Source organism: Streptomyces sp. SM1 (assembly GCF_002910825.1).
Classification (GTDB): Bacteria; Actinomycetota; Actinomycetes; order Streptomycetales; family Streptomycetaceae; genus Streptomyces; species Streptomyces okerensis.
On sequence record NZ_NEUB01000486.1, the window covers coordinates 1 to 730 of the forward strand.

Annotated in this window: 1 protein-coding gene and 1 pseudogene; one reads left to right on the plus strand and one right to left on the minus strand. The window is 72.9% G+C overall.

Features of this window, described 5'->3' with window-relative positions:
* Positions 1-431 (plus strand): helix-turn-helix transcriptional regulator (locus tag B9S61_RS12005; RefSeq protein WP_146064804.1); only part of this gene is annotated, 431 nt, incomplete at its 5' end.
* Between the two features lie 21 nt (positions 432-452).
* On the opposite strand, the pseudogene B9S61_RS12010 reads toward B9S61_RS12005, so the two are convergent.
* Positions 453-730: pseudogene (locus B9S61_RS12010) on the minus strand (MFS transporter); the annotation flags it as partial.

Below are 730 nucleotides of genomic sequence, written 5' to 3' on the forward strand. Positions count from 1 at the left end.
CGCTGGCGGCGGCGGAACCGTACCCGCTCGCCCGGCACCTGGGGCTGCGGCTGATTGCGGACGCGGCGCACCGGGACGGCTGGGGCGATGCGGTGGGCTGGCTGCGGCAGGCGGAGCACTTTTTCCACGAGCGGGAGGTCGTGGCCGTCACGGGTGCCTGCCGGGCGGCACTGCGCCGCCTCGGCGCCCCGGTGCACCAGCACCGGTCCGGTACCCGTTCGATACCGGGAGACCTGCGCGCCCAGGGCGTGACCGTGCGGGAGTTCGACGTGTTCCGGCTGCTGGCGGAGCGGCTCAGCAACAAGGACATCGCCGACCGGCTGTTCATCTCGCCCCGCACGGCGGAGAAACACATCGCGAGCCTGATCACCAAGACGGGAGCGGCCAACCGCGCGGACCTGTGCGCGCGGTCGGCCGCCCTGAGCGAGTGAGTCCCGGCCGCGGGAGGGCTGTCACCGCATCTCGCGCACCGCCTTGGACGCCAGGACCGCCAGTCCGGTCGCGGCGAGCAATGCCGCCACCACCCCGAACAGGGCGGACACGTCCCGGCCGGCCAGCACCCCGCACACGATCAGGGACAGGGGGGCGACCGCGTACCCGAGGACCATGTCGACGGAGACGACGCGGCTGAGCACGTCCTGCGGGATGTTCCGCTGGATCCAGCTCAGCCCGAACACGCCCTGGAACCCGATGGCGAAGCCCATGGCGAGGACGGTCGCGACGACGACCG